Source organism: Thalassospira sp. A40-3 (genome assembly GCF_015871485.1).
Lineage (GTDB): Bacteria > Pseudomonadota > Alphaproteobacteria > Rhodospirillales > Thalassospiraceae > Thalassospira > Thalassospira tepidiphila.
Map to the genome: position 1 here is coordinate 1,913,672 of NZ_CP065428.1, position 26,032 is coordinate 1,939,703.

A 26,032-nucleotide genomic window follows, 5' to 3' on the forward strand; every position below is an offset into this window, starting at 1 on the left:
CTGATTTGGCGCAGTGAGAGCGCCAAGACCATTTTGTCCAAGCTTAAAATTCTATATAATGGAACATAATTCTACCAGACAGAATTTAGGAAATAACCATGAGTGGACCAAAATCTCTTTCCGGAATAACGGTTCTTGACCTGACCAATGTGTTGGCCGGACCGTTTTGCTGTCACCAGCTGGCCCATATGGGGGCGGATGTCATCAAGGTTGAAGCGCCGGGGCGTGGCGATCTTGCCCGCCAGCTGGGTGCCGACATGGAGCTCAATGAAAAGCTGATGGGCGTTTCATTCATGGCACAAAACGCCGGTAAACGTTCGATCACGCTGAACCTTAAGGACCCGCGTGGGAAGGAAATCCTCAAAAAGCTCGTGGCCAAAGCCGATGTTCTGGTCGAGAACTTTCGTCCGGGTGTCATGGATCGCCTTGAACTTGGCTATGATGTGCTGTCAAAGGTGAATCCGGGGCTGGTTTATTGCGCGATTTCCGGCTTTGGCCAGAGTGGCCCGATGAAGAAGCTTCCTGCCTATGACCAGATTGTCCAGGGCTTGTCGGGGATTATGACGATCACTGGCGAGGAAGGCAAAGGGACCTATCGCGTCGGGTATCCGATGGCCGATACCATTGGCGGCATGACAGCGGCCTTTGCGATCAGTTCAGCGTTGGCGGGGCGGGCCATGGGAAACAAGGATGCCAAGGGCAGTTTCATTGATATTTCGATGCTGGAATCGGTGATTGCCACGATGGGTTGGGTGGTCTCGAACTATCTGATTGCCGGCAAGGAGCCGACCGCCAATGGTAATGACAACTTCACGTCTTCACCATCTGGTGCCTTTGCCACGGCAGATGGCCAGATCAACATTGCCGCAAACAAGCAGGAACAGTTCGAAGCTCTGTGTGGTGTTCTCGGTCTTGAAACGCTTATCAAGGATCCGCGGTTTGTGTCGCGCAAGGAACGGCTCGAAAACAGATCGGCTTTGACCGAACTGCTTGAAGAAGTGCTGGTTAGACAAGAAACCGATTACTGGGTTGAAAAGCTTAACGCCGTTGGTGTTCCGGCCGGTGCGGTTCTGACCGTGCCACAGGCGCTTTCGCTGCCACAGATTGCTGATCGCGGGATGCTGGCGTCGTTTGAGAATGTGCCAGGCGCTGATCGGGATATCCGCATCCTTCGAACCGGAATCAAAATGGATGGTGATGCACCGTCGGTGAGTGCACCGCCGCCGGAACTTGGACAAGACAATCAGGACATTCTGTCGTCGCTTGGCTTTTCCAATGATGAAATCGATAACTTTGCCAAGGAGGGCGTGCTGTGAGTTCGAAAACCGTTGAAGACGTTGAAAACGAAGTGCGCGACTGGTGGCAGACCGGCATCATCGATATGGAGCCAGGCAAAATCCATTATGGCGGTTACGCGATTGAGGATCTGATTGGCAATATCAGTTTTCCGACCATGATCTGGTTGATGACACGCGGCGAATTGCCATCGACCCCGCAGGCCAAGCTGCTTGAAGCAGCGCTTGTTTCGGCCGTCGATCACGGGCCGCAAGCCCCCAGCATCGCCATTGCCCGTATGGCGGCAACTTGTGGCGTTGGTCTGAACAATGCCATGGCCAGTGCGGTTAATGTGTTGGGTGATGTGCATGGCGGGGCGGGCGAGCAGGCAGTTGCCCTTTATCATGATATCGCAGCACGCATGGATGCCGGACAGGATATGGCCGCGGCGGTTTCAGACGGCCTTGATCATCAAATCGCTGAGCATGGCAAACATGTGCCGGGCTTTGGCCATCGGTTCCACCCGGTTGACCCGCGTGCACCACGGCTTTTGGCACTCGTAAGCGCTGCAGCACAGGACGGTCATGTGTCGGGGCGGTATGGCGAAATTGCCAGCGCGATCGAGGCAGAGCTTTTGGCGCGTAAAGGCAAGCGGATCCCGATGAATATCGATGGTGCAACGGCAGTTATTTATGCCGAACTTGGATTTGCGCCGGAATTGGCGCGTGGGCTGTTTTGTCTTTCGCGGTCGGTGGGCATTCTTGCCCATGCATGGGAACAAACCCAACAGGGTGGCCGCAACAAGGGACCAATCCCGCGCCGGATGATCTGGAACTATACCGGTCCTGATCGTCGTCCGGTACCCGATAGTGCGAAGTCTTAAAAGGCACTTGATCGGCAGGGTGCGCTACCGGCGGTTCAGCAGTGCATCCTGCCAGCGGCGCAGGAATCGCTGACGCTTGGCCTGATCAAGGTAAACCAGCAATCCCGGGCCGACCGGGAAGGAGCGCACGCGTTCGCCATACCGGTCAAAGATCAGCGAAGAGAATGTGCTGGGCGGAACGTCGGCGCGTACCGGGTTGAAGTTGCCTTCATTTTGCAATACGCTTTGGCCCTTGATCGACAACATGAAATCAAGGAACCGACCGCCAAGGTCGGGGTTGCGTGCGCCACGCGGGATGATGGCAATCCTTGAATAAACGACGATAAAATCGTCCGGCAGGATGACGCCAAGGTTCGGGTTTCGTTGGGTAAAGGTTTCCGCATACGATCCCAACAGGTTATAGCCAAGCACCACCTGACCGGATGCGATTTTTTCAAGCATCGGAGAGGTATTGGAATAAAGCTTTACCTTCGCCTGACCCAGAATTCGGACAAAATCCCAGATACCGGGGAAAAATCGTTCATCGCGCGCCAGAAACAGGAAGCCGACACCGCTGCGTTCAATGTCATAGGTCGTGACTTTTTCACTCAGTAACTCGTCGTGGTTGACAAGCAGCCGGATAAAGTCTTCGCGGGTTCTGGGCGGTTCAAGTTCGTTTTCGCGGAAAAACTCGCGGTTATAGGCGATGACGGCGGGTTCTTGCGTTACGGCGAAGGCTTCGTTGCGCCAGCGCGCCCAATGGGGTAAAGCGTCTGTTTCACTGCTTTGATAGGATGTGGCATATCCGTCATTGGCCAGTTTCATCTGCAGATCCATCGAGGAACTGATGATCAGGTCCGCCGTTGGTTCACCGTTGGCGCGCTGGCTTTGGGTAATGTCATACATCTCAAGCGTTTGCAGCTGATGGTATTCAACACCAATAAACGGGTTGTCTTGCTGAAAGGCTTCGATCACCGGGACAAAGGCACCGATATCGGCGGAGCCATAGATAACGGCCATCGGTTGTGTGCTGGTCAGCAGTGATTGTTCTGGATCGGATGCCTGGGACGAACGCAATGCTGGATAGGTGAAAACTTCGGCCATCGCAGAAGAAACTTGCATCGCGAGGGCGATGAAACATAAACCAATACAGATACGGCCCGAAATCATGCTGCAATACTCTGTGTCACGGATGGTCATTGGCATATGGTGCCGGGGCGAGGATATCGCTTGTTCTTGAATGCCTTTGCCGGGAAAATGGCAGAATAGAAATTACCTCTGTCGAGGTTTATCAGGGAAAAGTCGCGCAAACAATGAGAGTCCTTGTTGTCGAAGATCATGCCGCACTGGCAGATGGAATTGCAGGATCCCTGCGACAGTCTGGCTATGCGGTCGATGTGATTGCCGATGGCGAGGAAGCTGACGACGTTCTGCGCACACAGGAATATGGCCTGGTGGTACTTGATCTGAACCTGCCGAAACTTGACGGGCTCGAGATCCTCAAACGTTTGCGTCATCGCGGCGCAGAAAGTGCCGTTCTGATCCTGACCGCGCGCGGTGACATCGAAGACAGGGTCAAGGGACTTGATCTTGGTGCGGATGACTATCTGGCCAAACCGTTTGAGCTGGTAGAGCTTGAAGCAAGGGTGAGGGCGCTTATGCGGCGTAATGCCGGGACGCATAATACCCAGCTTAAATGTGGGAAGCTCAGTTTCGATACAGTGGCGCGGAGGGTAACCGTTGATGGCACGGATGTCGATATTCCAAAGCGTGAGCTTAATATCCTTGAAATCCTGTTGATGCGGGTCGGTCATGTTCTGAGCAAGGAGCAAATCGTTGATCAGCTGGCCGGGTTTGAAGACGATATCAGTGCCAATGCGGTTGAGCTTTATATCAGTCGATTGCGCAAACGGGTCGAGGCGGCCGATGTAAAAATCCAGACCGTTCGCGGTCTTGGCTATCTGTTGAAAAAAACATGAAATGGCGTAATCGATCGCTTCGGCGCAGGCTTGTCATATCGCTGCTGATCCCGCTTTTGGTGGTCAGTTCCCTGATGCTGCTTGAAGTCCGTAGTAACGCGGTTAATTCGACAAACCAAGCATTTGACCGCGCACTTTTAAGTTCTGCATTAGCCATTGCTGACCGTGTTGTTTTGATTGGTGGCAAGATCGAGGTGGACGTTCCCTATGTTGCACTTGAGATGTTGACAAGTGCGGCAGAAGACAGGGTTTTCTATCAGGTCAGTACTGCGCAGGGCGAATTCATTACAGGCTACGAAGATCTGCCGCCGGTGCCTGAGAAGTTCCTGCCTTTGCGTGAAGAACCGGTTTTCTATGATGCGGTTTATAACGGCGAGACGGTCAGGATCGGCGCGCTTTCACGCTATGTGGCGAGTGTTCGCAAAGCGACCCGTTTTCATGTGCTGGTTGCCGAAACCATGGGAACCCGCACAAGGCTTAGCGAGGATATTCTTGCCAGTGCCGCGGCGCGCCAGATCTTGCTGATTGTCATTGCCGCCATGATCGTCTGGTTCGGGATCGGTCAGGGCCTGAAGCCGCTGGCCCGCCTGGAGGAGGCGCTCAATCGCCGTTCTCCGAGTGATCTCAGACCGATTTTGCACGATGTGCCGATCGAGGTGCGCCATCTGGTGGGCGCTATCAACCAGCTTTTTGGCCGGTTGGAAAACAGCCTGAAGACCATGCAACGCTTTACTGCAGATGCAGCGCATCAGCTTAGAACGCCTTTGGCCGCACTTCGAACCCAGGCCGAACTTGGTCAGCGTGAAAAGGATCCCGAGAAAATCCACCAGATCATGGATACCATCGCGGCCTCGACCCGGCAGACATCACATCTGGCCAATCAGTTGCTGGCATCGGCACGTGCCGCACCCGAAGGCCTTGCCGGCCGACCATTTGACAAGATCGATCTGTGTGAAATTACCCGTGCGGTAACCGGATCAAAAGTTCCGGTCGCAATCGAACGTGGCATTGACCTTGGATATGAGGGGATCACCGATCCTGCGTGGATTATGGGTGATGCGACCTTGATTGAAGAGTTGCTTAAAAACCTTGTCCATAACGCACTGACTTACTGCCCAAGTGGCAGCGCTGTGACCGTTCGGCTTGAACAGAACACTGCCAAAAACAAGGTGATATTGACCGTCGAAGATAATGGACCGGGTATTCCGGTCGAACATCGCAAGGATGTCTTCAAGCGGTTCTATCGGATCAATGATGCCGGATATGACGAGGGATGTGGACTGGGACTTTCCATCGTCAAGGAAATCGCCGCCCGGCACGAGACCAAGGTAAAACTGACGCAACCCAAAGAGCATAGCGGGTGCATCTTCAGTATAGGTTTCGATATGGCACCTTTGGACGAGCGCAAAGAAAGCTGATTGGCCAGGGGTCCTGCTGACTGGTGGTGCCGAACAAGAACCTAGTCCAGTGGCACTGGTTGACCTGCAAGCCAGGCGGACAGTTCCTTGTTGGCACTTATCAACCCCTCGCGATTGATGACCTTTCGGGCAATGGCACTGGAAACGGCGCGTGTGCGTTTGTTAAGCACAATGCCCATTTCGTTCTGGTCCTGTGACTCAACTTCAAGCTTGTCATAAAGCGACAGCAATCTGTTCTGGACGGTACGGAGCGACAGTTTTCGGCGCATGGCAATTGCCTTGTCAGGAAGTCCTAACGCCAGATCAAGCAAGATCAGATATTCGAATTCTGTCAGCGCACTGCGCGAGCGCATCTGCTGTGCCTGGATCTGGTGGACTTCACGATCAACAACAATTTGTGCTTCGATAAGGACGGCACGCAACGCCAGTCGCATCTTGTCCGGTGTTGCGGTTTTAAGGACATATCCATAGGCCGCTTGATCAGGAACGATCCGGGTGATTCCCCGCAGATATGCCTCATCCGAATAGTTCGACCAGAAAAGTATCCTTGTGTGGGGGCGTTCTGCCCAGATCGTTCGCGCGGCTTCAATGCCGTTATGTTCCTTCATGCGCAGGTCCATTACGACGGCTGAAATCTGATGTAGATGGGCAAGTTTTTCGGCCTCCTTGCCGTTATGGGCAACAAGGATTTCGTCAAATTCCGGCAAAGCGTTTTCGACGATTTCCATCAGGAAATCCGCATGCATGTTGTCATCTTCAACCAGCAATATTTTCATTGATCGTTTCTCCTTGTTGTCTGGTCGCTTGATGCAACTGAATTGTTATTTGTGTGCCGTCGGACGTTGAAAGGTCATATTTTGCACCGATCAGGCGGGCGCGTGTTTTCATATGTTCCAAGCCACTGGACGGTTTTCTTGGATGTGGCTGGAAGTTTCCGTTATCCGAAACGCGGATCGTCAGACAGTCATCCGGGCTTTTGGTAATCAAGACTGAAACAAGTGACGCATTCGAATGCAGAACTGCATTGTTGATGGCTTCCTGGCAGATACGGAAGACTGCGATGCGGGTTGTTTCAGGCAATAGGTCAATCGCCCCATCTGTTTGATCATCGACCTTGAAGCGCATTATGCTGTCATAGCTTACAGCCCGTTCCAGATGCGTCTGGACAGCATGGTGGAAGCCAAACAGGTCAAGAATCGATGGGATCGAGGTATCAATGATGTCGCGCAGTCCCTGGATCATGTTTTGGACTTGCTGCTGCAGTCTTAGATACTGTGCCTCGCTCAGTCCCGGGCGAAGATCCCGTGCAATGCGTGTCAGATCAGCCAAGGTTTGATCATGCAAATCCATACCGATGCGTTGGCGTTCGGCCTCAAGCGCATCAGTAAGGCTGAGTGCGCCAAGACGCAGACCTTCTTCGCGTGCAAGGATTTCAGCGCGAATGATCGCCTCCTTGTTGGCCTTTTCGTTGGCGCGCAAGGCATAGAAATACGGGGCCAGCATGTCGGCCAAAATACGCATCTGTTCAAGATGACTGTCGTCGTAGAAACCTTCCTTTTTCGAAGAACAATTCAACGATCCAACGACTTCCCCGAGAACCTTCATGCCGACACTGACGCGGCTGCGAAGTTCGTGGTCAATAATCGGCGCACTTACCGCGCCGGGGAAAAGGAAACGGGGATCGTCAAGGGCATTTCCCGTCATTAGATGGTCCGTTTTACCCAGCAGAATGTCGCGGATAGGCGCCTTTCGCACATGGGAGCGCATCTTGCTCCAGGCTGTTTCGACGCCAACCTCATAGGCTGTTGCCCACCTTTTGTCCGTGTCAATCAAGCACACATCAAGGTGATCAAACTCGATAATCTTCTCGATCTCGGTTTTGACCGAGCTGAGCGCCGAGTGAATATCAAGGTTCCCCGCAAGCAAGTTGGAGATGCGAAGGTAATGAGCAAGATCCGACATGAGTGGTTTCCTCCAGCTCTTCGATAATATTCACAGGCATTTCTCTTGTCTTGCGGGAACCCGCAACTTGGATGCGTAACACCGTATGCGTTCTGCGGAAACTGCTCTTTACGATTTAATCGGAACTGATGAAGATTGCGCCATGGTTTGGTGTCTGATTTTCAGGCATTGACCACTCCTTGCCGCACGACGGTAAAGAGCCAAACAAAAACAATAAGTCACATGCTGACATCAGGGGGGAAATCTCGGTTCACGCCAAACCGGCGTGAGAACGAAATTTCTCTGAAAATACCAGAAGAACCGACCCTTGTGATCTTTGATCAGAAGGCTCGTCGTCGGCATGCGACAAACGAGACGTCAAGAACTTGCACAATGCGGGCAGGGGCGCTGACCTGCTGAGGAAGCGATAAAGAACAGCGCATCCAACGGGAGGACTACCATGAAAAAATTACTGACGATGACGACAGCCACTGTCGCATTGATGATGACTGCACAAGTTGCGTTTGCCGGGCCGAACACTGTTGCTGGTCCGGGTGCTGATCCGGCGTGCTTCACACCGGTTTCCGATGATACTGCCTATTTCCAGTGGCCTGCACGCGAAGGGCCTTACAAGATTGCGCTTGTAAACGGCTTCATCGCCAATGACTGGCGCGTTCAGATGATCGCAGTCGCAAAGGCCTATGCCGCACAGCCGGAAGTCGCGGCCGAGATCGAAGAATTCAAAGTTGTGTCGGTTGGTGAGGACATCGCCGCACAGATTGCCGCGGCCAACAACTTTATCGATCAGGGCTTTGACGCCATTATCATTAACGCCAACAACACGCGCGCATTCGGATCGGTGGTGCGTAAAGCCAACGAAGCCAATGTTGTCGTTCTGTCGTTTGACAACGTGATTGATGACCCCAACCAGATCGCGATCAACGTTGATCAAAAAGGACTTGGAATGTCGGCCGGTAAGTTCCTTCTGGAGCAAAGCGGTGATGGTCCGGCCAAGTTCCTGCATGTCCGCGGTCCGGCTGGCCAACCCGTCGACATTGCACGTAATGAAGGTTTCCATGAGGTGATCAAGGAATCCGGGCGTGATATCGAAGTCGTCGATGTCGTTGGAAACTGGGCGCCAGGTGATGGACAAAAAGTGACGGCAGATGCCATTGCGGCCGGCGGTGTATTTGACGGTATTTACGTTCAGGGCGGCTCACAAGGTGTTGCCACCGCAATGCTCGATGCAGGCGTGTTCAAGGCCCCGATTTCCGGCGAAACCGAGAACGCATTTCGTCAACTTTGCAACAGCGCAGAGCTGAGCTGCCAGTCGGGTGGAACGGGACCGGCACAGTCATCTGTGACCATCAAAACCGCCATTGCGGCCTTGAAGGGTGAAGTCGTTCCGTCAGAAATCGCGCTTCCGACCTCGATTTCCTATTCCCCGTTCAAGGAAGGTGTCGAGATGTTCCCGAAACTGCCGGGCAGCTTCTTTGCGGGTAACAATTTTGAAGCCTGCAACATTGGCTTCACGGCTGAAGAAATCGCGTCTCAGACAGGCGAAAACAACTAACAACAATAAACGTTCGGATACCGTCGATGCCGCGCGTGGCGTCGACGGTATTCAATAAAGTTAGGAAAACTGCCGTGTCAGAGAGCAAATCTCCTTATCTATTGTCGATGTCGGGCATAACCAAACGTTACGGTGGTGTCCGCGCACTGGAAAATGTCAGCTTCGATATGCACCGCGGATCAATCCATGCGCTGCTTGGTGAAAACGGTGCAGGGAAGTCGACGCTGATCAAGATCCTTTCGGGCGTTGTGCAGCCCGATAGCGGAACGATCGAACTTGATGGCAACACCGTAAGCTTTGCAAATCCACAACAGGCCAATGATCTGGGCGTGTCTTGCATTTTTCAGGAATTGTCGCTGCTGCCGGACCTGACAGTAGCCGACAACATTGGCATTACTCGTCCGCCACTTAAATTCGGAATGATCGATTATCGGGCCCAGCGCCGCATCGCCGAAGAGGCCCTTGCGCGCGTAGGCGGCGAAAACATTGATCCGATGGAAACGGTCAGCAATCTTTCACTGTCGCGGCGCCAGATGGTTGAAATCGCCAAGGCACTGGCACGCAACCCAAAAATTCTGATCTTGGATGAAGCGACGTCTGCCCTGACGGCGGCCGATGTCGATAAGGTCTTTAAGATGCTTCATCGGCTTCGCGATGAAGGGATGGCGATCATCTATATTTCGCACCGCATGCCCGAAATTGCTGAACTGGCCGATACCTGTACGGTTTATCGCAATGGCACGAAAGTCGAGACATTCAAAAACGGCACAAAATCGGACAGCGCCGTTGTCGAGATGATGATCGGCCGCGAATACAGCAGTGTCTATCCGGCAAAAAGCACCCGACCCACCGCATCCAAGCCGATCCTGAAGGTCTCAGACTTTTCCTGGAACGATGAACTTAATGGCATCGATCTGGAAATGCGGCCGGGGGAAATTGTCGGGCTCGGTGGTTTGGATGGGCAGGGGCAACGACAGCTGCAGTTGGGGCTGTTTGGGACCCTGATCGGGGCGAGCGGATCGGTGGAAATCAATGGCGCGCCGGTAAAGTTGAACAGCCCGAAGATGGCGAAGTCAGATGACATCGGCATTGCTTTGGTGCCCGAAGACCGCAAATACGAAGGTCTGATGTTGTCGATGACTGTGCGTGAAAACCTGTCTTTTGCCGCGGTCGAAAAAATGAGCCGGATGGGCGTTGTTGATAAGCGCGCAGAAGAGGCCGCTATTGACGAGATGATCGCACTCCTCAAGATCAAGGCAGATGGCATTGACGGTCCTGTCGGGGCGCTATCCGGCGGTAACCAGCAGAAAGTCGTTATCGGCAAGTGGCTGATGACCAAGCCACGCATCATTCTGTTGAACGATCCGACACGTGGAATTGATGTAGGCACCAAGCAGGAAATCTATCAACTGTTGCAGAAACTGGCCTCAGAAGGATGTGCAATCCTTTTGTATTCAACCGATTACGACGAGTTGATTGGCTGCTGTGACCGTGTGCTGGTGATGTATGACGGCAGGATCGTTCGAACCCTTGCCGGGGAAGACCTTAACGAAACAAATCTGGTGTCAGCCGCGCTTAACCTGCCGGAACAGGCAGCGAAGAGACCTGAACCAAAAAAACTACAGGAAGCGTCGCTATGACTGTGAGCTCAGAACCAGCAGATCTGGTTTCTCGCCAAAAATACTTCGGCTGGGTTGGCCGCTTGTCGGCGGCACAGCGCGGTATTCTGATCGCAATGCTTATCTTTGCCGCCATGTTCATCGTCTATGGCTGGAAGCAGGCAGCGGGCCTGACGCCCAACATGATAAATACCGCGGCCAACAAGGGCGCATTGCTGGCACTTGTCGCCATGGCGCAAACCTTGCCGGTTATTACCCGCGGGCTTGACCTGTCGGTCGGGGCAACATTCGTTCTGGCGAACTGCCTTGCTTCGACGATTGTTGTTGATGGGCCGATCGCAACCACGTTCGGCATTTTTGGTGTCCTGCTGCTTGGGCTGGCTTGCGGGGCAGTAAATGGCTTGATTATCGTCTATGGACGGTTGCAGCCGCTGATCGCGACACTGGCCACCAGTGCGGTTTATTTCGGTATTGCACTTGCCGTTCGACCCCAACCGGGTGGATCGGTCAATTTTGAACTTGCCGACTTCATGACGCGATCATCTTTTGCCGTGCCGCATAGCGTTTTGCTGTTGCTGGCCGTCGTTGTGTTCATCTGGATCCCGTATCGCCGATCAGTTCTGGGAAGGGCCGCCTTTGCCATCGGTTCGTCCGAACAGGCGGCGTACATGTCCGGAATTCCGATCAATCGCGCGAAGATGCTGGCCTATACCCTAAGCGGTTTGCTGGCATCGATTGGTGGCATCCTTTTGACAGCATTGACCTATTCGGGCGCGGCAAAGATGTCTATTGCCAATGAGTACACACTCAACTCCATCGGCGCAGTTGTCATTGGTGGCACGTCTTTGTTTGGCGGTGTCGGCAGTGCAGTTGGCTCGATTTTCGGGGCCTTTGTCATGCGGACTGTTGGTGATCTGTTGATCGTGTTTGACATCAACCCAGTCTTGCAGCCGCTTTTCGTCGGCGTCGTACTGCTTGTTGCGGTCAGCCTCGGGTCGCTGCGTGTGCTCCGAATTAAGAACAGACTAGATATTTATCGGTAAGGCGGAAAAATGAGTGTTTCAGGCGTAATCGCAAGGCAATTTGATCGGGCAACCCTTATTGCATTTGCATGTGTGATTGTTCTGCTTCTGATCGGGGCAATGGTTGAACCTGCCTTTCTGTCACCGAAATATTTGATCCAGCAGCTCCATACCGCGTCCTTCCTGGGTGTGGTGGCAAGCGGGGTGATGCTGGTCATTCTGCTCGGGCATATTGATCTATCCATTCCCTGGACAATCGGCGTTGGTGGCATGATGGCAACCGGTGCCACCGGATTCCTGGGGCCGGAGTGGGGCGTTACACTTGCTGTTCCATTCGGTGTTTTGTGTGGTGCATTGATCGGGACAGTAAATGGCCTGGGTGTGGCATATTTGCGTGCGCCAGCCATGATCTTCACGCTTGGTATGAATGCTGTGGCCCAAGGCCTTATGGTTTATCACACCGGCGGTTTTGCCCCGCAGGATCGGGCGACCGAATTCATGCGGGAACTGGCGGTCGGGCATTTCATTCCGGGCATTCCCAATCCGCTTCTGATCTGGATCATTCTGGGGGCAGCGATCGTCTTCATGCTGAACCGGTCCGTTCTTGGTCGACGGATTTATGCCGTCGGAAATCAGGAACGTTCAGTTTTTCTGAGTGGCGTTGATACACGCAAGGTCATTTTGGCTTGTTTTATCTTTTCCGGTGCGTCTGCAGCGTTGACGGGCGTTCTACTGGCGGGGTGGGCCAATAGGTCCTATCAGGCGATGGGCGATCCCTATCTTTTGCCGACCATTGCGGCGATTATTCTTGGCGGGACGAATGTTCTGGGTGGTCGCGGCAAGTATGTTGGGACGGTTGCCGGCGTCATTTTGATTACCATCCTGCAATCGATGCTCTCGGTCGTTCAGCCGCAGCGGTATTTTGCCCAACTCGGTGTCGATATTCCTGCCGATACCTTCCGACAGGTGGTGTTCGGAGTTGTGATCATCGGGATGTTGTTGATTTATGGGCGGCAACAGTTGGTGCGTTAAGGGCTTTGCGCTTAGGGGCGTAAACTTTCGGACATTAGATACATTTAGCAAAGGACGTTCAATTGCCTAACTGTGCCGCAGACAAGCACCAAGATGCATTCGGTATGGTGGAACCTTATCAGGTTCTCGACAGTCGGTTCCGCGACCTTGTGTTGCCAAATGTCAGGCTGAGAAAAATCTCTGGCGGGCATTTGTGGACAGAGGGACCTGTTTGGTTTCCAGCGCATCAATGCCTGTTGTTCTCTGACATTCCAAATCAGAAGATTTTCCGTTGGATGTGTGATGGTTCGGTCAACGTGTTCCGGGATAATTCAGACTTTGCCAACGGCAATACGATGGACGTGAACGGTCGTCTGATTACCTGTCAGCACGGCACAAGATCGGTTACACGAACCGAACATAACGGCGCAACCACGACACTTGCCGATGGATTTGAGGGCAGGCGGCTTAATTCGCCAAACGACGTTGTGGTCAAATCCGACGGGTCGATCTGGTTTACGGACCCGACCTACGGAATATTGTCGAACTATGAGGGCTACAAGGCCACACCGGAACAGAAATACAACAATGTATTTCGCCTTGATCCTGAAACGGGCACTTTAGCCAGCGTGACACCCGAGTTTCATAAACCAAACGGTTTGGCATTCTCAAATGATGAGACGCTGCTTTATATCGCGGAATCAGGCAGCAGCCATGACGAGGAAGTTCCCGCCGTCATTCGGGTTTACGATGTTGTTGACGGGAAAAGACTTGAGAACGGTCGTGACTTTGCCAAGATCGATCAAGGTCTGCCGGACGGGATCAGAGTTGATTGCTATGGCAATGTCTGGAGTTCTGCGGCCGACGGCGTGCATTGCTTTGATCCGACAGGTGTTCTGCTTGGCAAGATACTGGTGCCCGAAACAGTATCGAATTTAACGTTCGGCGGTGCACGGGGGAACGAGCTTTTGATTACGGCAACTACAAGCGTCTACGCCATACATGTCAACAGCGAAGCATTGGTTCGATAGACTAAGTCGTTGGCGGACTTTAGACCCGACGCAGTGGCTTAGTAGCCGTCGAACCTGAAAATAAGCGAGGTGTTGATGCCACCGAATGCAAAATTGTTGCTCATCAAATGTTCGGCTTGGATGTGTCTGGCACTGCCTGAAATATAGTCCAGCTCGGCGCAGGCGGGATCGACCTCTGACAGGTTTGCAGTCGCCACGAAATTGCTTTCACGCATCATTTCCAGCCCCAGCCAAGCTTCAATCGCACCGCACGCACCAAGGCTGTGGCCAAAGTGGCCCTTAAGGGTGTGTATCGGGACCGCACGATCGAAAACAGCACGAGTAGCTTCACTTTCTGCGATGTCTCCGTGGTCAGTTGCCGTGCCATGTCCACTGACAATGTCGATGTCGTTGCCACACAGCCCTGCATCATCAAGAGCCCCCTGAAGGGTGCGGGCCATTGTTTTGCTGGCTGGGTGCGTTATGTGTGAGCCATCCGAGTTGGTCGCAAACCCGACAATCTCGCCCAGAATTTTTGCTCCGCGTGCCTTTGCGTGCTCATATTCTTCAAGGATCAGAGTGCCCGCACCTTCGCCGATCACCAATCCATCGCGTTTGACGTCATAAGGACGGGGTGTTGCTTCTGGCGTATCATTGCTGACGCTGGTTGCAAAAAGTGTATCAAATACGGCCACCATGGTAGGGCATAGTTCTTCGGCACCACCGGCGATCATGACATCTTGCTTGCCATATTTGATTGCCTCGTACGCATATCCGATCCCCATGCTGCCAGATGTGCAGGCGGTTGATGTGGGAATGATCCGCCCGGTAATCCTGTAAAGGACACCGATATTGACCGCTGCTGTATGGCTCATCATCTGAATGTAGCTGGTGGCGGTGATGGCGTTGCTATCGCCGTGTTCCATCAGGCGGGTAAAGCCAAGGACAGGCGGGGTGCTTCCAAATGACGATCCATATGCGATGCCGAGCCGCCCGCCTTCGAACAATGCGGTATCATTCCGCAAACCCGCCATTTCAAGCGCGTCGTCGGTTGCAGCGACAGCCATCTGCGCGACGCGCCCCATGCTGCGCAACTGTTTCCGGTTAAACCGAGTTTTGAGCGAAAAGTTCGGAACAGGTGCGGCAAGACGGGTACGCAGATCGTATTTGTCATCCCACTCCGACATTCGCGCAATGCCGGTCTCGCCAGCTTGTATGCGGGCTTTGATGGTTGGCCAGTCGTTGCCAAGTGCTGTAATGCCGGACATTCCGGTGACGACAACGCGGCGGGTCATAGCATGCCCCCATTCACACTGATGACCTGACGGGTGACATATGATGCATCGTCGCTGCACAGGAATGAAATGGTCGCGGCGACTTCATCTGCTGTTCCGTAACGGCGCATCGGGATCATGGCCTTGACCTCATCTTCGGGCAGGTCTTTGGTCATCTGTGTTTCGATGATCCCGGGTGCCACAGCATTGACGGTGATTTTACGTTTCGCGAGTTCCAGGGCGAGGGACTTTACCGCCCCGATGATCCCGGCCTTTGACGCCGAATAATTCACCTGGCCGCGGTTGCCTGCAATTCCTGCAATTGATGTCAGGGCCACGATGCGCCCACCTTTACGCTTCTGAATAATTGGCATCAATAGCGGCTTGATAACGTTGTAAAATCCGTCAAGATTAGTGTGAATGACGCTGTCCCAGTCATCGTCTTCAAGGGCGGGAAATGGACCATCCCGTGTGACACCAGCATTCAGAATGATGCCATATGGTGCGCCATGTTCGGCGATATCGTTTTCCAAGGCTTCGCGTGTCGCGTCCCGATTGGAGATATCAAACTGAACCAGGCGGGCCTGAACCCCGGATGACAGAACATCTTTTGCGACAGTTTCAGCGCCATCACGATCAGAGTTATAATGAAGAACGATGTCAAAGCCATCCCGTGCAAGACGTCGTGCTGTTGCGGCACCTATGCCCTTGCTGGCGCCTGTTACCAATATGGTCCTGGTCATTGGTCTGTTGTTTCTTGGTTGTTGTCCGAAGGTGATGTCAAAGAAGTTTCATTGTCTTTGGGCTGATATACATTGATGCGTGCGGCGACAAGTATTTCCTCGCCCAAACGGATCTCCCCGTCAAACACACCCATTTCACCATCTTCAAAGATGTTGCTTATGTGAACCGACAGGGTGCGGCCAACCGGGAACCAGTTGCGTGACAGCGTGACCTTACGCGAACCCAGAAGGTATCCGATACGTGGTGTCGCGTCAGGATCATTGTTTTTTGCGCGCCAGCCGCTATAGGCGGCAACAGTCTGTGCAATATATTCAATGCCCACATAGCTCGGCACACCTTTTTGGGGAACGCAGAACATGCTGTTGGCCGTGATGTCGACTTCAGCGGTCATTGAGGTTTCGTCAGCGGACATCGCCCGATCAATCAACAGCATCGGCTTGGCATGCATGACCAGTTCACTGATCGGGGGCAGGGCATGATTAAGGCGCTGTGACATGTTGCTCATGAGGTCGTCCATCCCTTTCCAAGGATGACAGAGACATTGCTGCCTCCAAAGGCAAATGAGTTGCTCATCATTGCCAGGCGATCAGCCGGCGCCAAGGATTGCTGTGCAGAAACAAGGTTCAATTCCGGAATGTCATCATCCCTTTCGCCATCCCAGCGGTGCTGCGGGAGCGGTGCACCAGTCTTGTTTTCGCTCAGCGAAAGCCAAAGAATTGCAGCTTCGATTGCGCCAGCTGCCCCCAAGCTATGCCCGGTCAGGGGTTTGGTCGAACTGGCCGGTACGTTTGATCCGAGAACTTCTGTAACGGCCTTGGCCTCCATAACATCATTAAGTGGCGTTGCCGTGCCATGGAGATTGATATAGGCGATCTCGTCTGCTGTCAGGCCTGCATGCGCCAAGGCGGTGCGCATGGCACGTGCCGCACCAACGCCATCCGGGTGCGGGGCGTTGGGGTGATAGGCGTCCGAGCTTTCACCAACACCAAGCAATTCGATATCGCCGGCATCCTTGCGCAGAATGAAGAGGGCGGCACCTTCACCAATATTGATGCCGTCGCGATTCCGGCTCATCGGGTTGCAAATCGACGTGGACAGCGATTGCAACGTATCAAACCCGCCAACGGTCAGCCGACACAAACTGTCAACGCCCCCAACAAGAACGGCATCGCAGATATCCGCCTTTAGCAATCGCATGCCCGATGCAAAAGCCTTCGCACTCGACGAGCAGGCCGTAGAAACGGAATAGGCAGGGCCCCCAAGCTTAAAGGCATCCCTTAAAAATGCCGATGGGGATCCTATTTCCTGATGTTCATAGCGGAAGGTATCAGGAAACGCGCCGGTTTCGACGCGATGCTGATAGTAATTGGTGCCTTCTTCAATCCCGGAGGTGCTTGTTCCGATCAGAACGCCAATCCGTTGCCGGCCATAGGTGGCAATCAGCTCTTCAATCTCATCCCCGATCTGGCTTGCGGCAGCCCACAGAAGACGATTGTTGCGGGTATCATGGGCTGATAATTGCGGCGGCAGTGCAGGCAGGTCTGCCGTAACAGAGCCAAGAATGGCGTCACGGTCCGGTAAAAAACCGCTGCGTTTTATCATGTCTGCCGGTCTGCGCCCGGCAAGTGTCGCCGCGGTCTCTGCCTTGCCATTTCCCAGCGCAGAGATGATGCCGAGCGATGACAGATAAAATGCATGCCGGGCCATACTTAATTCCCGGTCCGTATTGAATTGATCTTGATGCGATAGTTGAATTGCTGGTTTTGGAGAATGGCCTGACCTTGCCAGACGTCTTTGATCGGATGTTCGATGGTGGCGTATTTGCGGCCCGTATCGTCAAGCCGAATGGTTCGTTCACCAAATCCTTCATGAACCGACATATTATCGGGCAGGGCATCTTCAACAGCATCAAGTGGCCAATAGGTCATGACAATGTCCGCAAGAAGTCTGTTGGTATCAAATTCTTGCGGCAGCCAATTCGCATTCTGGATTATGATTTGCTCAGCGGTCCAGTCGATTTCAACAGCACGACGGCCAAGATCATCAATCAGAACAATTCGCGCGCGATCGGACTGAATATTGATGCGCCCCTGAAAGGTTGCGGTCCCGGACTGGGTTTGATTGTTCCATGTTGCTTCAACCTGTTGGGCAACATCAATTGTCTCGTCTTCATCCCAAGGGGCAGCGGGCAGCGTAAACTCAAGCCCATCAGCCAAGGCAACCTTATGCCCAGCATTGCCTGAAAACACTTCCGGCAGGGTTACCTGAGGCAGGTTCATTGTCTCACACGCCGACAGGCCGATCATGCAGGCCAAGATCATTGCGGCTTTTAGGATGCGGGAGCGCATAGGTCGTGCAACATCTCAAGATAACGGTCGGTTTTGGCAACCAGCGGATTTTCCATGTTCCATGCATAACCTGCCAGGATGGAAACGACCATACGTTTCAGTTGGGAATCATCATCTGGTTGTTCAAAAATAATTTTCTGCAAGCGGCCGTCATACCATGCATCGACATAAGATCTGAAGGTTTCCACGCCTTGGATCAATGGTTTGGCAAAGCCCGTTTCCCAGTCGATGTCCGTGCGTCCCTGATGTCGCGCGATCAACATATCCGCAGCCAATTCCGCAGAATGAAGGGCAATTGTAACACCTGACGAGAATACCGGATCAAGAAAACCGGCAGCATTGCCAAGCAACACGTACCCATCGCCGCACAGCTTTTCAGATTCCGCATTGTATCCAGCGATTGATTGCAATTGTCGGGTTTGTTTCGCATTTGCCAGCAAATGACCAAGACGGGTTTCGGATATCAACCGGTCAAAGATATCCTGTTCACGCATACCGGCAAATTCAGGGTCGCCATCAGGATAAATAACCCCAACGGATGCGGTGCCATCTGAAAACGGGATCAGCCAGTACCAGATATCGTGACGATCAGGATGAACGGTGATCAGGATTTTGTCACGGTCGTAGCCAGTATCGTCAATGCGGTCCATGACATGGGTAAACAATGCTCGGCGGGAAATTGATTGCGGTGCACGGGCAAGTCCCAGAAGCTTTGGTAAAACACGGCCATAGCCGCTGGCGTCGACAATAAAACCAGCCCGCAATTCGGATGTTGCGCCAGCTTTATCCTGATAGGTGATGAGACAATCACCATCTGAGGTCTCTACCGCTGTGACCGTATGACCAAATCGAAGGTCAACACCGGCGCGTGCGGCCTCGTTGGCAAGGATATGATCAAATTCCGCACGCTTTACCTGATAGGTTGTCCCCCAACCAGTGGTCTCGAAATTCTGGCGGAAATCAATAGTGCGATGTTTTTTGCCGCACTCAAAGACAGCGCCGTTTTTGTGCTGGAAACCCGCTTTTTCAAGGGCGGGCAGAAAACCGGCACGTTCAAGCACATTCATGCAATTGGGCAGCAGACTTTCGCCGATGACGAAGCGTGGAAACTCCTGCGCCTCAAGCACTGTGACGTGAAGTCCTGCATCGTGAAGCAGTTTGGCCACTGTACTGCCAGCGGGACCGGCGCCAATGACGGCGATATCGCAATCTTGTCTCAATTTGCCTGTCCTGTTGTTGTCGTGAGCTTGTTTGGTGCTGTCATCCAGAAGGCAAGGAACCAGGCGCCAACCAATCCGATTGCTATCACAGTGCCGATATCGCTAACCAACGGGACTGAACTGGTCGCCAAAAGTCCGAATGCAAGAACGCTGCTAATCAGCGACAGAAAAACAGCAAGCTGGGTATGGGTTGCTTGTTCCCCCTCATTTCCTTCACTGAGGAAAAGGACATAATCCGCGCCAATCGCAAAGACGAGGAACATCGCCATTGTTGTAAAGAAACTGATCGAAACACCCAACACAGTCCCGCCAAGGAGCGCAAACAAGATCGCGCCGGCAGGGGCGGAAAAGATACGGATACCTTTTTGAACGCCATAGCGCAGCGAGGCAAGAAACAGCGCAATCAGCAGAACCGAGCCAAGTGCGACATAGGCCCAATAGCGGTATTCAGCGAATTGAGCGCTGATCGTTTCCGTCGGGCTGATCAGGCGGGCTTCCTCAAAAGGCTCAAGAACCTTGGCGACTGCAGCGCCATCTGAAACACCACGCAGCCGGATGATATCAGATGCACCGGTTTGAAGAGTAGTCACCTCTGGCAAGGTATTGCCTACCTTATCAGGACTAAGGTACGGCGCGTCCAAATCCGGGGTGTTGAGGGAAATTTGCAGAACTTCAGCCAATGCAGGGGCGAATGGCTGGTAAAGGTTGTTTCGAACCAGTTCTCTGTTGGCTTTCTGGCGCGCAATGGATGGGACAAAATCTGATAATGCGATAGCACCCTGAATTTTCCCATCGGCGATCAGCGGCGAGATGGCTTGGCGAACCGCCTCGGATGTCTCAAGGCGCTGCTGTGCGTTTTTGCCGTTAATCCTGATAAATGCCGGGCTTCCGCCCAAGCCAAGGGTTTCAGATATGGTCCGGGCGTCTGAAACCAGGGTCGGATTGCTTTGGCCAAGTGCGCGTATGTCATCATGGCCGGGAACAAGATAGGCAGTAACGGGAAGGGCAGCGATCAGGATGCCTGCCACAATCAATCGCAGCCGTGCTGAAACAACAACGTAGGACAAGGCGACCATAAGGTTGTTGTGTATGGCCGCGATCGGCGAGTTAGTCCGAACTTCACGGGCCGGAAAAAGCGGAAGCAGGAATTTTACTGAACAATAGGCCGAAAGCAGCCCGGCAATCGAATAGATGGCGATTTGAAGCAACAAACTGGTGGGGCTCAGTCCCAGCGCGATAAAGCCGATCACCGAGGTTAAAAGCCCCAAACCAAGACCGCTTCGGATTGCGTTAAAACGATCATCGGGCCCCGTCTTACCCGTCGGAACCACAAGACAATGCAGGGCATAGTCAATTGAGATCCCGATCATTGTTGCGCCGAACACCAAGGCAATCGCATGAATGGTGCCGAAAAAGGCCGTCAAGGCTGTGGCACCCGCAATCAGTCCACTTCCGACAACCACAATCGCGCCGATAAGTGGTAACACCGAAAAGAAGGTCAGGCCGATCATGATTGCGATCCCAAGTGTCGCAATCAAAGCAATGGTTTGAACGTCACTTTTGGCCGTGGCGGCTTCGTTCACAGCAAAGAATATCTGACCGGTTTTAATGATCGTAAGTTCGGGGACATTTCGGTGCGCGTCTGTGATAATCCGGTTGATCTGATCAACCCAGTTTTTTGCGTGGCTGCCAGATTGGTCATTTTGTAGCGAGACAATCAACGGAAGATAAATGCGATCAATTTTGGTGACGATGTCATTCCCGGGGCCGAGTTTTGTCGCCAACCCAGTCAGAAATTCCGGCATCAGCAGGAACGGGTCCAGCTTTAGTGTCGTGCTGGTAAAGGATGATGCAGGCGAATAGAGCTGTTGAAGTGTGCGTTGATACAGCTGCTCTGCTTGTCCGTTGGCAAGTGCAGTCCTGTCACTGTCAGACAACAACCCGCTGGCATAGGGGCCATAGAGGCTGCGCACGTCTTCAAGGCGTCCGGCGTTTTGTCCGGGCAGCGTGACGCTTTCAGTGCCTGCAATCTGCGAGATTTCTGTTTTGAGCTGTTCGGCAAGGGCCTCTAGCTGATCCCGGTCAGTAGTATGCGACAGCATCAAAATCGCCTGTCGACCATTTTCCCGTAGCAGGGCGCGTACCGCATCAATATCGCTGAGGCCATCCTGATTGCGCTCCTGTTCCTGGCCAATCAATGACAGAAAGTCAGCATCCAATTGGGTCCGGTCTGTCGCAAACTGCCAAACAGAGAAGCTGGCCATCACGAGAAGACAAATGATCCAAATGAATGCGCTGCGCATTATTCGGGTATCCCGTCTGTGAAGAGTTTGGCGAATTCAGGGGGAAGAGGAAGCATTCCGATCACCTGATCATCAAACGTAATGACATCCTGATCTGACGATGGTTTTTTGATCGTCACCGTTTTCACAAAGATATCGCCAGACGCCGCGATCCGGTTCACCTGGGTCGCGACAGCACCGTTAGCTTTCGGCGTTAGGATGGCTTCCCATGTGTTTGATTTTTTGGTGTTTTCGGTAATATTAAACTGGCTTTGCAAGGTTTCCCAGTTACCTGACAAAACCGAAGAGATCATGCGGACGAACTGTCGTGTCTCTGATCCGCTTGCCATGGAATTTCGGTCACCATTTGGGGTAATCGTAAAAATTCCATCATCCTCAAGGACGGTTATTCCGGGAAACGGGAAAGTTGTTTTCCAGATCAAACCATTTTGAGGCGATATAACGAATTCACCACGCGACAGCAGCGGCTTTTCAAATCCGTCCAGATGACGGGCAAGCTCAAACCTGCCGCGAAGGTACTCGTTCTCATCAAGCGGTGCGGGTTTTGCTGTCTCTGCGTGCAATGCCCGCTGCCCTGTCGACAGACCGACAATGACGATTGCACACAGTGTGATCAGAACAAGAAAACGGTGGGTCACAGGAGAACCTCCATCTTTTCGATGAAGAAATCCGGGCTGCGATACAGCATTTCGCCGCTGTCTTTTTCAACAGCGACCTGAATGGTAAATCCCTTGGTCAGTTTCTGGCCCGTTTTCGCATCCGTAACCAGATAGTCGATCTTCAGGCGGTTTTCATATTCCCGCAGGGTTGCGGTGATCGTGATTTCCTGACCAAAGCGACACGGGGCGACATATTTGACGCGCATGTCGACGATTGGCCAGACAAAGCCGGACTCATCCATCTGCGGGTAATTGTAGTCAATCTTGTCGAGCAGGGCACACCGGGCATTCTCGAAGAACTGAACATAGTTGCCGTGCCAGACCACATTCATCGGGTCGAGATGATAAAACTGTACGATTTCAGTGACAGATGCGCTGATCATCAAACGCCCTCATTGCCACATATGGCGTGTTCCTGGTGGTTATTCATTTTTATCCTTCTTGTCTGCCCAGAAATCGTAAAAATTGAACCATTGCAGCGGTTGTTTCACAACAAGCTTTTCCAGCCAGCTTGCATATGTTTTTGCATATGTCGTGATTGTGGCTGTGCGTGTCTTGCGCGGCAAGTCTATGCGCTCAGCCAGTTTTTCCCAAGAAATGTTGAAACGTTTGCCATCTCGCCAGGCCGCGACCATGTAGACCGGGCACCGCAGAAGGTGAGCAAGGATAAATGGCCCCTGCGGGAATGGGGCATTCTGGCCGATAAAGGGCACAGAAACCGTTTTATCCCGGGCGCCGATGGCCACACGGTCAGCAGCAATCACGATCCATTCACCACGTTCCACCTTTTCACGAAGAAGCATCGCGGTATCCGGGCCGATATCGCTAACCTCGATCAAGTCGACCTGGCTTGCCGGGGCAAGCTTTTGAAGCACGCGGCCAAATCGGGCGGCGTTTTTCTGATGAAGCAGCACATTGACCCGAAAGTTACGATCACGGCTGGCGATGGCGCGAACGAGCTCGATATTGCCAAAGTGCGAGACAAAGAGGATTACCGCCTGATCCCGGGGGATGTAAGAAAAAAGACTGTCCGCATCTTCGGGCAGGTCAAGATCATCAATGTTCATTTCGCCGCACCAGGCAGCGATTTTATCAAGGGCGGATTCCCCGAACTTCATGAAATGGCCAAAGCAGTCACGCCAGGTCGGCTTGGGATCGCCATTATGCTTTGCTACGCGTTCAAGGAAGTCTCGCGATGCCGCCCGTGCTGTGCGCCCTGTCACGAAGAAATAGGCAATGATCGGCGACATCACTGCCAGACAGAGCTTTCGTCCACCAAAACGATAAACCTGTCCCAGTAAACGCATGCCCCAATAAATGCCGCGTTCATCGATTTCAGACCAATGATTTTCGGTGTTTGCGTTTGTGGGTGACTCAAACTTTCCGCCCTTGGCAATGAAGCGTGGAAGCCTTGCAAGCATGCCACACACCAGTCGGGTATGCATCCAGCTGATCAGAACGTTATCGCGCCACATGCGGAAGTTCGACGTGTTTCCAACCGGGTAGGTGACCTTGATGGGCATATGGATTACGGGCACGCCCTGCCAGAAAAGGCGAACCATGATTTCGGTGTCGAAGTCCATCCTGTGGCCGATGCCATGGCGTTTCCAGATATCAAGGCTTGGGCCAATGGGATAGATGCGAAACCCGCACATGCTGTCGCGGATATGAAGCGACAGTGTTTCAATCCACACCCAGACATGGGTCACCCAGCGGCCGATCTTGCGCCCGGTGGGGATGCTGTCATCATATATCGGAAGTCCGGTAATAAGGGCTCCGGGCGATTGTTGCGCAAGTTTGACCATGTCATCAATGCGATCAAGTTCATGCTGACCATCGGCATCAATCTGAAAGGCATGGGTGAACCCATGACGCTTGGCCGCGGCCATGCCCGTCATCACGGCCACGCCTTTGCCAGCATTTTCATCAAGCCGTTGGCAGAAAATACCGCTAACAGGTGCATGTAACCTGCTTACGGTGTTTCGGGTTTCGGTGTCCGAACCATCATCGACGATAAAAACCGGGATGTCGTGCGCACGAATGCGCGTTACGACACTTTCCAGCGCGGAACTGTGGTTATGGGTGGGGACGACGGCACAAAGCTTCATGCGGCGTCACCATCATATTTCAATATGCCCGAGCTCAGATCGCCGTCACTGTCCGAGAAGTAACGGAATTTTACTTTCTGGCGACTTGCATCAAGGCGCATTTCCAAGTTCACAACATGCCCCGGGAGGATCGGTTTTCGGAACTTAAGCTGGGAAACCTCAGAGGTCGTTTCCGGCGTTCCGAACATGGAAGACGCATAGGACGTCGCCCAATGCAGTTGGGTGACGCCTGGTAAAATCGGCATGTCCGGGAAATGACCGGCAAAGTAAATCAGGTCTTCGCGCAGCCTCAGTTTGAGCGCGACCTGATCGTCGGTTTGAAAAGTATCCAGAATATCGGGTTCTGTTGGCCTTTGTGCGAACACAGCGCGTAACAGATGAAGCGGGCGCTTGCCCTGGCTGTCTGTTGGGATCTGGTCAACAAACCGCCAGCGCTGCGGCAGAGCGGCGTCTTCTTCAAAGTCGGCGATCTCACGACGTAACAAACGGCCCATCCGAAAAGTGCCCAATTCTTTGTGCCGGGCAACCCCCGCATCGCTAAGAACAATGATCGCACCAAGTCGGCGATCCTTATCGTCGGGAAGTAAAACAACCGCCTCCGATACCAGATCAGAGACCATCAAATGTTGTTCCACCGAACTCAGTGAAACACGTTTTCCTTCAACCTTTACAATTCGGTCGGCACGCCCCAGCAAGCGAAACTTCCCGGAAGTCTGGTCAATATCGGCTTTGTCTTCGGTTTGATACCAGTCTGACTGGGCAATATGCGGTCCCTGCACCGCAAGGCATCCCTTATCATTCAGACGCGGTTTTACGCCGGGCAGGGGCGTCCAGTCTGTTTCAGTGGACGTTTGGCGTCGATAAGCAATGCCGCCGGTTTCCGTGCTGCCATATATTTCGATAGGGCAAGTCCCGAACATGTCCCGCGTCGCTTGTGCATGTTTGTAGTCAAGTGGTCCGCCGGACGAGAAAATCAGAGATGGTCGTGCTATATCGGCCAGACCCGGATGCAGGTTTTTGAGATGTGCGGGACTGGTGATCAGGACATCTCCCTGATTGAGGTCACCCTGCATCATTTCCCAGAATGGCGCAGGGTCAGCGGTGAATATCCGGCCAGACATAACCGGCCAGATCACACGAAAGATCAGGCCGTAAATATGCTGGTGCGAAACAAGCCCGACAATCCGTGCGCTTGGTGAAATCATCGGTGACCACAGCGGGTCCTGAATGGTGACTTCTTGCTCAATCTGTTCAAGTGTTTTCGTGATGGGCTTCGGAAGGCCTGTACTGCCGGATGTAAAAAACACGGCAAAACAACGTGTTGGAGTCGGTATTGTGTCTGGTTGCTGAGGACAGGTTGCTTGACCAGCTTTCATCAGATCTTCGATTGATGCGTCATCAAGGAAAAGATCAAACTGATCATCGATGGTGCCGAGATAGGCGGGTTTGTCGGTCGCAGGCAGGATTACCGTCGAGCCACGCTGCCATATTGCCATCAGGGCAATCGCGAACAGATGTGCAGATTGACAGTGAACTGCGATGCGTTTTTCACCCGGAAGGTTTGCTGCAAGTGTGATGGCATCCTTCATCAACTCCGCACGCGTAATTAGCCGTTCACCAACAATGCATTGGGGCCTATTGCGGCTTTCTGTCTGGTAAAGGGCTG

23 protein-coding genes are annotated in these 26,032 nt (G+C 53.1%); 9 read left to right on the forward strand and 14 right to left on the reverse strand.

The features are described 5' to 3' along the window. The first annotated feature begins 98 nt into the window (after positions 1-98). Positions 99-1,316: a CaiB/BaiF CoA-transferase family protein gene (locus IT893_RS08645; RefSeq protein ID WP_197147462.1), complete on the forward strand. Its 1,218-nt coding sequence runs from the start codon at positions 99-101 to the stop codon at positions 1,314-1,316. Continuing rightward, complete coding sequence (locus tag IT893_RS08650; RefSeq protein ID WP_197147463.1) at positions 1,313-2,158, forward strand: citryl-CoA lyase; 846 nt, start codon at positions 1,313-1,315, stop codon at positions 2,156-2,158. The genes IT893_RS08645 and IT893_RS08650 overlap by 4 nt, the downstream gene beginning before the upstream one ends. A 24-nt stretch (positions 2,159-2,182) precedes the next feature. Here IT893_RS08650 and IT893_RS08655 read toward each other — a convergent pair whose 3' ends face one another. Continuing rightward, entirely contained in the window at positions 2,183-3,241 is a 1,059-nt protein-coding gene (locus tag IT893_RS08655) for an ABC transporter substrate-binding protein (protein ID WP_245227857.1), read from the reverse strand. A 209-nt stretch (positions 3,242-3,450) separates the two neighbouring features. On the opposite strand from IT893_RS08655, the gene IT893_RS08660 reads away from it, so the two are divergent. Together IT893_RS08660 and IT893_RS08665 are read left to right on the forward strand one after the other, a co-directional pair. Next, positions 3,451-4,116: a response regulator transcription factor gene (locus tag IT893_RS08660; protein ID WP_008891048.1), complete on the forward strand. Its 666-nt coding sequence runs from the start codon at positions 3,451-3,453 to the stop codon at positions 4,114-4,116. Beyond that, entirely contained in the window at positions 4,113-5,534 is a 1,422-nt protein-coding gene (locus tag IT893_RS08665) for a sensor histidine kinase (protein ID WP_197147464.1), read from the forward strand. Before IT893_RS08660 ends, IT893_RS08665 begins: the two co-directional genes overlap by 4 nt. Before the next feature lie 41 nt (positions 5,535-5,575). Here IT893_RS08665 and IT893_RS08670 read toward each other — a convergent pair whose 3' ends face one another. Beyond that, a complete protein-coding gene (locus tag IT893_RS08670; RefSeq protein WP_063089521.1) occupies positions 5,576-6,310 on the reverse strand; it encodes a response regulator transcription factor in 735 nt (244 codons plus the stop codon). After that, positions 6,291-7,496, reverse strand: coding sequence for a GAF domain-containing sensor histidine kinase (locus IT893_RS08675; RefSeq protein ID WP_197147465.1), 1,206 nt, complete (start codon positions 7,494-7,496; stop codon positions 6,291-6,293). Before IT893_RS08675 ends, IT893_RS08670 begins: the two co-directional genes overlap by 20 nt. Positions 7,497-7,935: 439 nt before the next feature. Between IT893_RS08675 and IT893_RS08680 the strand changes: the two genes are divergently transcribed. From IT893_RS08680 to IT893_RS08700, 5 genes are all read left to right on the forward strand, one after another. Continuing rightward, on the forward strand, positions 7,936-9,048 hold the full coding sequence (locus tag IT893_RS08680) for a substrate-binding domain-containing protein (RefSeq protein WP_063089524.1): 1,113 nt from the start codon (positions 7,936-7,938) through the stop codon (positions 9,046-9,048). A 74-nt stretch (positions 9,049-9,122) separates the two neighbouring features. Next, complete coding sequence (locus IT893_RS08685; protein ID WP_197147466.1) at positions 9,123-10,688, forward strand: sugar ABC transporter ATP-binding protein; 1,566 nt, start codon at positions 9,123-9,125, stop codon at positions 10,686-10,688. Next, positions 10,685-11,710 carry an ABC transporter permease gene (locus IT893_RS08690; protein ID WP_083997096.1) on the forward strand — a complete coding sequence of 342 codons (1,026 nt, stop codon included), beginning with the start codon at positions 10,685-10,687 and terminating at the stop codon, positions 11,708-11,710. The genes IT893_RS08685 and IT893_RS08690 overlap by 4 nt, the downstream gene beginning before the upstream one ends. Positions 11,711-11,719: 9 nt before the next feature. Beyond that, on the forward strand, positions 11,720-12,721 hold the full coding sequence (locus IT893_RS08695; protein WP_064781396.1) for an ABC transporter permease: 1,002 nt from the start codon (positions 11,720-11,722) through the stop codon (positions 12,719-12,721). Between the two features lie 104 nt (positions 12,722-12,825). Further along, positions 12,826-13,731, forward strand: a complete 906-nt coding sequence (locus IT893_RS08700) for an SMP-30/gluconolactonase/LRE family protein (protein ID WP_064781395.1) — start codon at positions 12,826-12,828, stop codon at positions 13,729-13,731. A gap of 38 nt (positions 13,732-13,769) precedes the next feature. Here IT893_RS08700 and IT893_RS08705 read toward each other — a convergent pair whose 3' ends face one another. The 11 genes from IT893_RS08705 to IT893_RS08755 are packed head-to-tail and all read right to left on the reverse strand — an operon-like array spanning position 13,770 to position 25,742. Next, positions 13,770-15,005 (reverse strand): beta-ketoacyl-ACP synthase, encoded by a 1,236-nt coding sequence (locus IT893_RS08705; protein WP_064781394.1) that lies wholly within the window; start codon positions 15,003-15,005, stop codon positions 13,770-13,772. Continuing rightward, entirely contained in the window at positions 15,002-15,727 is a 726-nt protein-coding gene (gene fabG / locus IT893_RS08710; protein ID WP_197147467.1) for a 3-oxoacyl-ACP reductase FabG, read from the reverse strand. The genes IT893_RS08705 and fabG overlap by 4 nt, the downstream gene beginning before the upstream one ends. Then, on the reverse strand, positions 15,724-16,233 hold the full coding sequence (locus IT893_RS08715) for a hypothetical protein (protein WP_197147468.1): 510 nt from the start codon (positions 16,231-16,233) through the stop codon (positions 15,724-15,726). Before IT893_RS08715 ends, fabG begins: the two co-directional genes overlap by 4 nt. Continuing rightward, the gene (locus tag IT893_RS08720) at positions 16,230-17,435 is read right to left on the reverse strand and encodes a beta-ketoacyl-[acyl-carrier-protein] synthase family protein (RefSeq protein ID WP_197147469.1); all 1,206 of its coding nucleotides are present in this window, start codon (positions 17,433-17,435) and stop codon (positions 16,230-16,232) included. The genes IT893_RS08715 and IT893_RS08720 overlap by 4 nt, the downstream gene beginning before the upstream one ends. Before the next feature lie 2 nt (positions 17,436-17,437). Next, the gene (locus IT893_RS08725) at positions 17,438-18,007 is read right to left on the reverse strand and encodes a DUF3261 domain-containing protein (RefSeq protein ID WP_197147470.1); all 570 of its coding nucleotides are present in this window, start codon (positions 18,005-18,007) and stop codon (positions 17,438-17,440) included. Positions 18,008-18,057: 50 nt separating this feature from the next. After that, positions 18,058-19,296 (reverse strand): NAD(P)/FAD-dependent oxidoreductase, encoded by a 1,239-nt coding sequence (locus tag IT893_RS08730; RefSeq protein WP_197147471.1) that lies wholly within the window; start codon positions 19,294-19,296, stop codon positions 18,058-18,060. Then, a complete protein-coding gene (locus IT893_RS08735) occupies positions 19,293-21,599 on the reverse strand; it encodes an MMPL family transporter (protein ID WP_197147472.1) in 2,307 nt (768 codons plus the stop codon). Before IT893_RS08735 ends, IT893_RS08730 begins: the two co-directional genes overlap by 4 nt. After that, positions 21,599-22,237, reverse strand: coding sequence for an outer membrane lipoprotein carrier protein LolA (locus tag IT893_RS08740; protein ID WP_197147473.1), 639 nt, complete (start codon positions 22,235-22,237; stop codon positions 21,599-21,601). The genes IT893_RS08735 and IT893_RS08740 overlap by 1 nt, the downstream gene beginning before the upstream one ends. Further along, on the reverse strand, positions 22,234-22,641 hold the full coding sequence (locus IT893_RS08745) for a thioesterase family protein (RefSeq protein WP_197147474.1): 408 nt from the start codon (positions 22,639-22,641) through the stop codon (positions 22,234-22,236). Before IT893_RS08745 ends, IT893_RS08740 begins: the two co-directional genes overlap by 4 nt. 39 nt (positions 22,642-22,680) lie before the next feature. Beyond that, positions 22,681-24,366, reverse strand: coding sequence for a glycosyltransferase (locus tag IT893_RS08750; RefSeq protein ID WP_197147475.1), 1,686 nt, complete (start codon positions 24,364-24,366; stop codon positions 22,681-22,683). Continuing rightward, on the reverse strand, positions 24,363-25,742 hold the full coding sequence (locus tag IT893_RS08755; protein WP_197147476.1) for an AMP-binding protein: 1,380 nt from the start codon (positions 25,740-25,742) through the stop codon (positions 24,363-24,365). Before IT893_RS08755 ends, IT893_RS08750 begins: the two co-directional genes overlap by 4 nt. Between the last annotated feature and the right edge of the window lie 290 nt (positions 25,743-26,032).

Excerpts from the sequence above, each read along its gene's own strand:
- IT893_RS08670 (WP_063089521.1), bottom strand. The coding sequence starts at position 6,310 with ATGAAAATATTGCTGGTTGAAGATGACAACATGCATGCGGATTTCCTG.
- IT893_RS08655 (WP_245227857.1), bottom strand. The coding sequence starts at position 3,241 with ATGGCCGAAGTTTTCACCTATCCAGCATTGCGTTCGTCCCAGGCATCC.
- IT893_RS08695 (WP_064781396.1), top strand. The coding sequence starts at position 11,720 with ATGAGTGTTTCAGGCGTAATCGCAAGGCAATTTGATCGGGCAACCCTT.
- IT893_RS08660 (WP_008891048.1), top strand. The coding sequence starts at position 3,451 with ATGAGAGTCCTTGTTGTCGAAGATCATGCCGCACTGGCAGATGGAATT.
- fabG (WP_197147467.1), bottom strand. The coding sequence starts at position 15,727 with ATGACCAGGACCATATTGGTAACAGGCGCCAGCAAGGGCATAGGTGCC.
- IT893_RS08745 (WP_197147474.1), bottom strand. The coding sequence starts at position 22,641 with ATGATCAGCGCATCTGTCACTGAAATCGTACAGTTTTATCATCTCGAC.
- IT893_RS08715 (WP_197147468.1), bottom strand. The coding sequence starts at position 16,233 with ATGAGCAACATGTCACAGCGCCTTAATCATGCCCTGCCCCCGATCAGT.
- IT893_RS08645 (WP_197147462.1), top strand. The coding sequence starts at position 99 with ATGAGTGGACCAAAATCTCTTTCCGGAATAACGGTTCTTGACCTGACC.
- IT893_RS08680 (WP_063089524.1), top strand. The coding sequence starts at position 7,936 with ATGAAAAAATTACTGACGATGACGACAGCCACTGTCGCATTGATGATG.
- IT893_RS08735 (WP_197147472.1), bottom strand. The coding sequence starts at position 21,599 with ATGCGCAGCGCATTCATTTGGATCATTTGTCTTCTCGTGATGGCCAGC.
- IT893_RS08720 (WP_197147469.1), bottom strand. The coding sequence starts at position 17,435 with ATGGCCCGGCATGCATTTTATCTGTCATCGCTCGGCATCATCTCTGCG.
- IT893_RS08755 (WP_197147476.1), bottom strand. The coding sequence starts at position 25,742 with ATGAAAGCTGGTCAAGCAACCTGTCCTCAGCAACCAGACACAATACCG.
- IT893_RS08665 (WP_197147464.1), top strand. The coding sequence starts at position 4,113 with ATGAAATGGCGTAATCGATCGCTTCGGCGCAGGCTTGTCATATCGCTG.
- IT893_RS08675 (WP_197147465.1), bottom strand. The coding sequence starts at position 7,496 with ATGTCGGATCTTGCTCATTACCTTCGCATCTCCAACTTGCTTGCGGGG.
- IT893_RS08700 (WP_064781395.1), top strand. The coding sequence starts at position 12,826 with ATGGTGGAACCTTATCAGGTTCTCGACAGTCGGTTCCGCGACCTTGTG.
- IT893_RS08725 (WP_197147470.1), bottom strand. The coding sequence starts at position 18,007 with ATGAACCTGCCTCAGGTAACCCTGCCGGAAGTGTTTTCAGGCAATGCT.
- IT893_RS08705 (WP_064781394.1), bottom strand. The coding sequence starts at position 15,005 with ATGACCCGCCGCGTTGTCGTCACCGGAATGTCCGGCATTACAGCACTT.
- IT893_RS08690 (WP_083997096.1), top strand. The coding sequence starts at position 10,685 with ATGACTGTGAGCTCAGAACCAGCAGATCTGGTTTCTCGCCAAAAATAC.
- IT893_RS08750 (WP_197147475.1), bottom strand. The coding sequence starts at position 24,366 with ATGAAGCTTTGTGCCGTCGTCCCCACCCATAACCACAGTTCCGCGCTG.